Raw genomic sequence first — 8,830 nt, 5'->3', positions numbered from 1 at the left:
GGCACAAGGCATCCGCTTCGGCATCAAGCAAGCCGTTCAATGTCTCCTCAACGCTTTGTCGCACAACCTCGGACACTTGCGATCGCAACTCCTGCTCATCTACGACGACAACCGGAACTTTCTTTTTCCCGTGCTCCTTGGTAGCTTTCATTTGTAGCCCTCATGCTGGTTTGGTGGTTGTTTGGTCATAACCAAACCTAACCGACATGAAGGGCTACTTCCATTTTTGGAATGTGCGAAAAATACCGTACGTTATCCGCCTCTCTGAATCTCCCAGAATTTTGCCCCGCAGGCATGAACGTGAAAGGCCGCCCATAGGGGCGGCCTTCAACTGTTGCAGCCTCGCCCCGTGCGGGGCGGGCATCAGTATTTTGGACAGCTTGGCTGCCGTTCAACCATCAATGGGAAATGATGCTGGCAAGAAAATCTTTGGCGCGCTGGGTCTGCGGGCTGTCAAAGAACTGTTCTTTGGGGGTGTCTTCAAGAATAAGGCCCTCTTCCATAAAGAGCACCCGATGGGCAACCTTGCGGGCAAAGCCCATCTCGTGCGTCACTACCATCATGGTCATGCCCTCATAGGCAAGCTCGACCATAACATCCAGCACTTCGTTGATCATTTCAGGATCAAGGGCCGACGTCGGTTCGTCAAAAAGCATGGCGACCGGGTCCATGCACAGGGCGCGTGCTATGGCAACGCGCTGTTGCTGCCCGCCGGAAAGCTGGGCTGGGTATTTTTCCGTGTGCTGGTCAAGGCCCACGCGGCTCAGAAGGGTAAGGGCCTTTTCTCTGGCTTCTTCATGATTTCTTTTAAGCACTTTTTCCTGGGCCAGAACCAGGTTGTGAATGATGTTCAGGTGCGGAAAAAGCTCAAAGTGTTGAAAAACCATGCCGACACGGCTGCGCAGCGAGGCAAGGTTTGTGCTCTTGCCGGTGACCTCGGTGCCGTTGACGAAGATCTGTCCGGCCTGCACAGGCTCAAGGCCGTTGACGGTCTTGATCAGCGTGGACTTGCCCGAACCGGAAGGCCCGCACACCACCACCACCTCGCCTTTGTGGATGCTGGTGGTGCAGTCGCGCAGCACGTTAAAGTCGCCGTACCACTTGGATACGTTGTTCAGGACGATCATTGCTTCTTCGGTAGGTATGTTCATAGCTTGAGTCTCTTTTTTACCACGGTTACGGCCAGGGAAGCGCAGAAACAGACCACAAAGTAGCCGGCGCCCGCAAAGAGCACCATTTCTATTTCATAGCCGGTGGTCTTGCCTATGTTGGTGGCGGTGCGGAAAAAATCCGCAAGGCCGATGATGTACACAAGGGCCGTGTCCTGAAACAAAATCACGCCCTGCGTGAGCAGCAGGGGCGTCATAACACGAAAAGCCTGCGGCAGAATCACATAGATGAGCGTTTGCGACTTGGTCATGCCAAGGGCAAGGGCCGCGTAGTTTTGCCCTCTGGAGACGCTGTTCATGCCCGCACGTATGATTTCGGAATAATAGGCGGCCTCAAAAGCCGTAAAGGCCACCATGGCGGAAACAAGGCGAATATCGGTCAGAGGGGAAAGATTGAGAAATTTAGTCAAAAATTGCGGAACGATAAGATAGAACCACAGCAATACCATGACCAGAGGGATGGAGCGGAAGCAGTTGACGTAGGCCGCGGCGAGCCAGCGCAAGGGCGCATAGATGGAAATGCGGGCCACAGCCAGAAGCGTGCCGAGCACCATGCCCAGAATGATGGACGTGATTGTTATCTTGAGCGTTACCAGAATGCCTTTTTGCAGCAGCGGCAGGCTTTGTGCAATGATGCTCCAGTCAAAATCAAGCATTTTTGCCTCCCATGCCGGTGGAGGGCAGCCGCATTTTCTTTTCAAGCACTCTCATGGCCCGCATGACAATAAAGTTCAAAAACACATAGGCCAGTGTGACCGCGATGAAGGATTCATAGGCAAAACCGGAAAACTCAAGCAGGCGGTTGGCCTGCGAGGTCAGTTCCACAAGTCCTATGGTAGAGGCCACAGCCGTGTTTTTGACCATATTGAGCATTTCGGAGGTCAACGGCGGTATGATGATACGGTAAGCGTTGGGAAGCAGCACGTGAACGTAGGTCTGCGGCAGGGTAAGGCCCAGAGCCAGCCCGGCATAGCGCTGCCCCCGCGACAGGGCCAGAATGCCCGAACGCACCTGTTCGCATACGCGCGCGCCCGTAAACAGGCCCAGCGCACAGGTTGAAAGAATGAAAAACTGGGCGTTGGGGTTCAACTCGGACTTGAACCATACGCTGACGTCGCGGGGCAAAAGATCGGGCGCGGCCAGATACCAGATGAAAAACTGGACGATAAGCGGAATGTTACGAAAAATGGCGACATAGGTGGCGCCCACAGTCCGCAGCGTCCTGTTGGGCAAGGTGCGCAGAATGCCGAAAAACGAACCTACAATGAAGGCCACAATCCAGGCACAGACAAAAAGAGCCGCTGTGGTCAGAAAGCCGTCTATCAACCAGTTAAGGTAGGTGACGTTTCCGAACGGCGCTTGCTCAAAAAATATGCCCCAGTTCCAGTTAGCCTGCATCAGAAAATTCCATCCATAGAGATAATGCGTGTTTCATGGTGCCTCGTAGCGCGGGCTGGTCTGACGGCGAAGCGCCGGCGGGTGCTCCGCCGGCGCTTCGCATGTAATGCGGAAACAGTTAGTTCAGGGCCTTGTCGTTGGGGGCCTTGAAAAGCGTCTTCATTTCATCGGACATGTCAAAGTTCATGTTCATGCCCTTGGGGGGGATGGGCTGCTTGAACCAGCGGGTGTAGGATTTTTCAGCTTCACCGTTCAACTGCAGTTCGGCAATGACGTCGTCCGCCAGTTTCTTGAAGGGGGCATCGCCCTTGCGCACCATGCAGCCGTAAGCTTCAAAGCTTTGCGGGGTGCCGACGATAAGCCATTCTTCGGGCTTTTTGGCCTTGGCGCGTTCACCGGCCAACAGGGCGTCGTCAATAAAAAAGGCCACGGCACGGCCCGATTCAACGGTACGGAAGGAATCGCCGTGATCCTTGGTGCTGATGATGCTGATGCCGAGCTTTTTCTCGTCATTCATCTTGTTCAGCAGCATTTCCGACGTGGTTCCGGCGGTGACGGCAACGTTTTTGCCTTTAAGGTCATCAAAATCCTTGATGCCCGAATCCTTGTGGGTCAGCAGGCGTGTGCCGACGATGAAGAGCGTGTTGGAAAAATCGACCTGCTGCTGACGGTCGGCATTGTTGGTGGTAGAGCCACACTCGAAGTCGTAGGTGCCGTTCTGGAGCAGGGGAATGCGGTTTTGCGACGTAATGGGCACAAAACGCACTTTCAGGTTGGGCATGTTAAGCTGCTTTTTCACAGCTTCAACAATCTTGGTGGAGTAGTCTTGCGAGTAGCCTATGACATTCTGTTGCAGGTCATAGTAGGAAAATGGCACGGAGGATTCCCGATGCCCCACAGTGATCACGCCGGTTTCCTTGATTTTTTTCAGCGTTCCGGTCAGTTCTTCAGCCTGCGAAGCCGTCTGGGCCGCGGCAAGAAAAAGCAGGGCCGCCAGGGCGGACAAAAGGGTTTTCTTCAGGGTCATGGTTTCCTCCTAAAAAGTGGTCTTGGGAGCAGCATTTTGGATTTGTTTCGATAAACGTCCTCAAAAAATCCCTTGCGGGAAAAGTTGTGTGCCTTGAAAGCTCTCGGCCGTCTGCCCGGCAACGCGCGCTGAGCGCCAATGGGCAGCCGCATGAAACGTGCCGTTTTTGCGGCTGCGTACCCTGCAAAAATGAGAATACGCCCCCTGCATCGCGCTGGCGGAGCAGCGTGTTGCGTGGCATGGCCTTGTGGCCGGACTGTTGGTACGGGGATGCAGCCTGCCCCAAAACTTCAGGTCAGGCAAGGCATTATGATGAAAAGATGTGGAAGTTACCGCCCCGTATAACCTGATTAGTTTTATAAATAATGAACGCCTTGTCAACAAATTATGAAAATTGTGTTGAAACTATGTGTATTTATTCCTGATCGCCGGTGTCGTCGCTGGCGTATTCAGCCTTGCCGCGCGCTGTGGCAGGCAGTTGCCCCAGCGCCCTGAAAAAAAGCGCCAGGCTGAAAGCCTGGCGCCGGGTGGAAAATATTGTGCGTCAAAGACGGTGTGTCTGCGGGCCGGTCAGATGTTGAGATTAAGCCCTGCCAGAACGCTCATGTTTCCGTTGCTGTAGTTTCCAAAATATGAGCTGGCGTTGCCGGACCCCGACCACCAGGCGGCCATGGATTCTACTTGTATGCGCTTGCGCATTTCAGTCGGTGACGCCTGCATGGCCTTGCGGGCATCGTCAAGGCCGGAAAGGGCCTCGATCTGCTGGTATTGCTTTACCAGCGCGGGGTTGTCGTCAAAAAATTTCTGTATCTTGGCCTGGTCCGGGCTGTCGCTGATAACGGTAACGCTGCCGTTGGCGTTGGTCTGAAGCGTGAACTGCACGTCGGGGGAAATGCCGAGGCTGCCCAGCCCTTTGGAAAGGGAGGCTCCCAGGCTGCTTTTGTCCAGAATTGCCTGTATGTCGCCCAGTTCGCCATTGTTGACAACGGCCTGAACATTGCCGGTCTTTCCCAGTCTGAGGCTGGCTGCGGAAGCGTCTATACCCTGTTTTTTCAATTGGGCGGACAGGCTTGCGGCCATGCCGGTATTTTCGGCCAGCCATTTATTGATTTCTTCAGAATGCTCGTGTTCGCCGCTGACCACGAGTTTGCCCTCGTTGTTGAGAGCAAAGGTCATGGGCGAGCTGAGGTTTACCCCCATGCCGACGAGGGCCGCGCGCAGCTTGTCGCTCTGCTCGCTGTTGGCGTCAAGGGCGGTCTGCATGGCGGCCTGGCCCGTATTAACGATCTTGAGATTGCCGGTGTCGCTCAGCTTCATGCTCACGGTGCTGTTTTCGGCAAGGCCGGAGGCAGCCAGATTTGAACGCAGTTCCATGCCGAGCGAGGGGTTGACGTCCAGCCACGCCTGGGCATTTTTCTGGTCTGTGGCATTGGGACTTGCCGCGCTCAGGCTGCCGTCCGCGTTCAGGGTAAAGGTGATGTCATCGGGATTGCTGATGCCAGTGGCCGCGAACCCTTTTTTGACACTTTCATTGAACGACGCAAGCAGTTGCTCGCGGTATTTGGTTATCTGATTGAAAGTGACCCGGCTGTCAGCAGAAACCCCCATAGATTCCATGGCATACTTGGTCAGTTCCACCATGCTGGCAACCTGGTTGGTCATGGATACTTCGGGGCTGAACAGCTTGCTCAGGGAATTGGACGTGCTGCCGGAAGAGTTGCCCGTGGTTTTGAGCTGCTGTTTCTGCCACTGCAGCATGGCAGTGTTATAGTTGTTGACGCTGGATACGCTCATGGGTCCTCCCGGCAAAAATTGCTCTGAAAATATCTGCGCCAGATTTCATGCAAGATATGATCCATTGCTTTTATGGTTAATTTTTTACCTTGTTCTTCAGTATGTTATTCAGCGAACAGTTTGGAAAAAATAGTCATAAAGCAATCAGTTCCCAAGATGGACAGGCCACATAAAATAGGCTAGAGAGCGAGCATGGCAGTACATTCTTCCACGCTCGAAACCGTTGAATTCGACGACCCCGCCCTGGCAAATCAGCTCTTCGGGCCGCATAACGCGCACCTGGATTTGCTGGCTGCGGCCAGCGGAGCGCGCGTCACCAGCCGGGGAGCCAGCATTCTCATTGAAAGTTCCGATGAGCATGTGCGCCAGGTTTTGTGCAATGTTTTTGTGCAGCTTTATGAACTGCTGGGCGGCGGAACCGTCCTGAGCCAACAGGACATAACGCGGGCGTATGAAATGCTCCGGGCTGACCCCGGGCTGAATCTGGCCCAGATTTTTCGCGATGCGGTTTTTGTAAACACGCCCCGCAAAACGGTGACCGCCCGCAATGTATCGCAGCGTACCTATCTTGATCTCCTGCGGCGTCATGAGCTGGTATTTGCCGTGGGACCGGCAGGCACAGGCAAGACCTATCTGGCCGTGGCAATGGCTCTTTCCATGTTTCAGCAGCACAAGGTCAAGCGCATCGTGCTTACGCGCCCGGCGGTGGAAGCCGGGGAGCGGCTCGGATTTTTGCCGGGCGATCTGGCGGACAAGGTAAACCCGTACCTTCGGCCCCTGTATGACGCCCTGCACGACATGATGCCGCAGCCCAAGGTGGCCTCCATGATGGAGGTCGGCTCCATAGAGGTCGCCCCCCTTGCCTTCATGCGCGGGCGCACCCTGAATGACGCGTTCATAATTCTTGATGAAGCACAGAACACCACTCGGGAACAGATGAAAATGTTTCTCACCCGTATGGGTTTCGGTTCGCGCATGGTGGTTACGGGCGACACCACCCAGATCGACCTGCCGGTTCAGCCCGGCGGCCAGCGCCCGCGTTCGGGCCTCATCCATGCGCTGAATATTCTTCCCCATGTGCCGGGTCTTGCCGTACACCGCTTCAGCAAAGCGGACGTTGTGCGCCATCCCCTGGTGGGAGCCATAGTAAACGCTTATGATAACGCAGAAAAAGACGGCCAGACCAGCTAGCTTTCTGGCGCTTGTTCAGGCGCTGAGGGCGCGGCATCATTGCGGATGGGGGCTTGCGGCCCTCATTCTTACTCTGCTGGCGCTTTCGCTTCTGGCGGGAGCCAACTTCGAAGCTGTTCCCAGGGTCTATGTGGCCGGGCAGGTGGCTGATTCGGACGTGATTGCCGACCGGGACCTGCTGGTGGAAGACACGCAGGCCACCAAGGCCCGCCGCAAGCAGGTGCTGTTTCTTCAGCCTCCTGTCTACGATCTGAGTCTTGAGCCGTATGTGGCTTTTCAGAACCGTATTATTGATGTCTTACGCAGTCTTAATAATGGCACGGACTACAGGACCCAGGCAGGCCCCCTGCAAAGGCTGGCCGATGAGCTGACGCCGCCCGTGGCTGATGAGGTTTTGCCCGAACTGGCGCAGCCCGAAGTGCAGGAGTATCTGCTGAAGACCCTGCTGCCCAGCATACGCGAACATATGGCCGAAGGTCTTGTGGGCGACATCCGTTCCGCGCGGGTAGGCCGCAGCGGCGTGATCATACGCAATCTTGACAATAATACGGAAATGTTGCGTCCGGAGGTTGCCAACCTGCCGGATGTGCAGTCTTTTCTTGCAGAAGTTTCTTCCGCCATCCGTCAGGTTCCCACGCTGAACCCGCAGTCCCGCAGGGCCATCAACATTCTGCTGTCCGCCACCATGCCCGCCTCGCTCACGCTCAACCGCGAGTCCACGCAAAAGCGCGGCAACGCCGTCATGGGAATGGTGGAGCCCGTCTATTACCAGATTCTCAAGGGTGAACTGCTGCTGCGCAAAGGCGAGCGCGTAAGCCGCGAACAGCAGATAAAGCTGCAGACCCTGTACAAATCCGCTTCAGACCCCATGCACTGGTGCGCGGCCGCAGGAACGTTCATTTGCGCCCTGCTGCTGGCCGTGGGCTTTTTTGTGGCTCCCAGCGGCAAGCCCGGCACGCCGCTGCGCTGCAAGGACATGCTGCTCATTTCACTGGTGCTGCTGCTTTTCTGCGCCGGGGCCAAGATCGTCTATGTGCTCGGCCTGCGTCTGGACAGCGTGACTTTTCTTAAAACGCTGAGCCTGGGCTTTCCCGTGGCCGGGGCCGTGGGGCTGGTGGCAATGGTTTTTGCGGCCAGGCGCTACTGCACCATGGGGCTTCTGCTGTCTTTCTTTACCATGCTCATGTTTCAGGAAGGATTTTATTACTTCCTGTACCAGTTCCTGGGCGGCATGCTGGCAACATGGCTTGTGACCAATGCGCAAAGCCGTCAGGACGTGGTGTGGAGCGTGATTCCTCTGACCATCGGGCAATCGCTAATCTGGCTGGGTACGGCCCTGCTTTCGCAGACAGCCCCGGCGGAGCTGCCCATGCAGCTTGCGGCCGTGGCTATCAACAGCCTTTTGTCGCTTATTCTGCTTTTTGCCATCAGCCCGGTACTGGAGCTGAGTTTCGGCTACAGCACACGCTTCCGTCTCATGGAGCTTATGAGCCTTGAGCAGCCGCTCATGCAGGAGCTTATGGTCACGGTTCCCGGAACCTATCACCACTCGCTGGTTGTCTCCAACATGGTGGAGGCGGGCGCCAAGGCCATAGGGGCCAACAGTCTGCTGTGCAAGGTGGCGGCCCTGTACCATGACGTGGGCAAGCTGTCATACCCCGAATATTTCATTGAAAACCAGTTCGGCGGCCCCAACAAGCACGACAAGCTTGCGCCTTCCATGAGCGCGCTCATTTTGCTGTCGCATGTCAAAAAGGGGACGGAACTGGCCGAACGCTACAAGCTCGGGCAGGATATAGCGGACATCATCAGCCAGCATCACGGTACGCGGCTTGTCCGTTTCTTTTACCAGAAAGCCATCAATATGGGCGAAAAGCCCAGAGAGTCCGACTACAGCTATGTGGGGCCGCGCCCGCAAACCAAGGAAGCCGCCATCCTCATGCTGGCCGACTCGGTGGAGGCATCCAGCCGCACGCTTACCGATCCCACGCCCGCGCGCATCAAGAGCCATATTGATACCATCATCAAGGGCATCTTCTCGGAAGGGCAGTTGGACGAGTCCGAGTTGACCTTCAAGGACCTGCATTATCTCAGCGAAAACTTCCAGCGCATCCTCACTGGCATCTTTCATCAGCGCATTGCCTATCCTGACGCCAAGATACGTGATGTAGCCAAGGCTGCGGCCAGGCCCGAAGGCAAGGCTGAGGGCAGGGGCGCCCCAATCGCTGCGCCGGGAACTGCTCAGGCTGCT

At 55.9% G+C, this 8,830-nt stretch carries 7 protein-coding genes and 1 pseudogene; 2 read left to right on the top strand and 6 right to left on the bottom strand.

Annotation, left to right across the window (positions count from 1 at the left end; genetic code table 11):
- From V6C07_RS13445 to V6C07_RS12760, 6 genes and pseudogenes are all read right to left on the bottom strand, one after another.
- A pseudogene (locus V6C07_RS13445) lies at positions 1-151 on the bottom strand (IS256 family transposase); the annotation flags it as partial.
- A gap of 247 nt (positions 152-398) precedes the next feature.
- On the bottom strand, positions 399-1,127 hold the full coding sequence (locus V6C07_RS12780; protein WP_333536859.1) for an amino acid ABC transporter ATP-binding protein: 729 nt from the start codon (positions 1,125-1,127) through the stop codon (positions 399-401).
- 20 nt (positions 1,128-1,147) lie between these two features.
- Positions 1,148-1,825: a glutamate/aspartate ABC transporter permease GltK gene (gltK, locus tag V6C07_RS12775; protein WP_333536858.1), complete on the bottom strand. Its 678-nt coding sequence runs from the start codon at positions 1,823-1,825 to the stop codon at positions 1,148-1,150.
- Positions 1,818-2,567 (bottom strand): amino acid ABC transporter permease, encoded by a 750-nt coding sequence (locus V6C07_RS12770; RefSeq protein WP_333536856.1) that lies wholly within the window; start codon positions 2,565-2,567, stop codon positions 1,818-1,820. The genes gltK and V6C07_RS12770 overlap by 8 nt, the downstream gene beginning before the upstream one ends.
- A 118-nt stretch (positions 2,568-2,685) precedes the next feature.
- Entirely contained in the window at positions 2,686-3,594 is a 909-nt protein-coding gene (locus tag V6C07_RS12765; RefSeq protein ID WP_333536855.1) for a glutamate/aspartate ABC transporter substrate-binding protein, read from the bottom strand.
- 570 nt (positions 3,595-4,164) lie between these two features.
- Positions 4,165-5,388 (bottom strand): hypothetical protein, encoded by a 1,224-nt coding sequence (locus tag V6C07_RS12760; protein ID WP_333536854.1) that lies wholly within the window; start codon positions 5,386-5,388, stop codon positions 4,165-4,167.
- Between the two features lie 192 nt (positions 5,389-5,580).
- On the opposite strand from V6C07_RS12760, the gene V6C07_RS12755 reads away from it, so the two are divergent.
- Together V6C07_RS12755 and V6C07_RS12750 are read left to right on the top strand one after the other, a co-directional pair.
- Positions 5,581-6,579, top strand: coding sequence for a PhoH family protein (locus V6C07_RS12755; protein ID WP_333536853.1), 999 nt, complete (start codon positions 5,581-5,583; stop codon positions 6,577-6,579).
- On the top strand, positions 6,545-8,830 hold a 2,286-nt coding region (locus tag V6C07_RS12750), incomplete at its 3' end, for an HD family phosphohydrolase (protein WP_333536852.1). The genes V6C07_RS12755 and V6C07_RS12750, both read left to right, overlap by 35 nt.

The organism is Desulfovibrio sp. 1214_IL3152 (genome assembly GCF_036763055.1).
Classification (GTDB): domain Bacteria; phylum Desulfobacterota; class Desulfovibrionia; order Desulfovibrionales; family Desulfovibrionaceae; genus Desulfovibrio.
The sequence above is the reverse complement of the archived record's forward strand: the minus strand, read 5'-3'. Positions and strand labels throughout refer to the sequence as shown.

Excerpts from the sequence above, each read along its gene's own strand:
- V6C07_RS12780 (WP_333536859.1), bottom strand. The coding sequence starts at position 1,127 with ATGATCGTCCTGAACAACGTATCCAAGTGGTACGGCGACTTTAACGTG.
- gltK (WP_333536858.1), bottom strand. The coding sequence starts at position 1,825 with ATGCTTGATTTTGACTGGAGCATCATTGCACAAAGCCTGCCGCTGCTG.
- V6C07_RS12770 (WP_333536856.1), bottom strand. The coding sequence starts at position 2,567 with ATGCAGGCTAACTGGAACTGGGGCATATTTTTTGAGCAAGCGCCGTTC.
- V6C07_RS12765 (WP_333536855.1), bottom strand. The coding sequence starts at position 3,594 with ATGACCCTGAAGAAAACCCTTTTGTCCGCCCTGGCGGCCCTGCTTTTT.
- V6C07_RS12760 (WP_333536854.1), bottom strand. The coding sequence starts at position 5,388 with ATGAGCGTATCCAGCGTCAACAACTATAACACTGCCATGCTGCAGTGG.
- V6C07_RS12755 (WP_333536853.1), top strand. The coding sequence starts at position 5,581 with ATGGCAGTACATTCTTCCACGCTCGAAACCGTTGAATTCGACGACCCC.